Below are 436 nucleotides of genomic sequence, written 5' to 3'. Positions count from 1 at the left end.
CAAGAACGCACCGGCACCACCAACCGCGGCGAATATTGGTAGCCACATGAGCATTCCCGGGAAGACGACCAGTACAACGAGGATCATCAGGCCCGCACCCGAAGAAACGCCGAGGATGAATGGACTGGCCAGCTCGTTTCTCGTGATTGCCTGGAATATCGCTCCCGAAACGCTGAGGTTCATCCCGACAAGGATAGCAACGAACACGCGCGGCAGCCGACCGTTCCAGATAATTGACCCACTGCTGCTCAAACCATGCACAGGTTCCCCGAAAAAGAGTGATTTCATGACTTCAAAGTTGAACAGTATATCTGGGTCAAGTACAGTTTGCCAGGCCTGTGAAACCGTCATTTTGTACGCGCCGAAGGTGACCTGAGCAAGTCCACACGCCAGGATGATGAGAACACTTCCAAGACAAACCGTAGCTAACTGCCCG

Annotated in this window: 1 protein-coding gene; it reads right to left on the bottom strand. The window is 53.7% G+C overall.

Translation table 11 applies throughout. The features are described 5' to 3' along the window. Window positions 1-436 (bottom strand): iron chelate uptake ABC transporter family permease subunit (locus tag DVK01_RS21510; RefSeq protein ID WP_147435240.1); only part of this gene is annotated, 436 nt, incomplete at both ends.

This window comes from Haloarcula sp. Atlit-120R (assembly GCF_003665885.1).
In the GTDB taxonomy this organism is placed as follows: domain Archaea; phylum Halobacteriota; class Halobacteria; order Halobacteriales; family Haloarculaceae; genus Haloarcula; species Haloarcula taiwanensis.
Note: the sequence above shows the minus strand (reverse complement) of the source record. Positions and strands in the feature narration are given on the sequence as shown.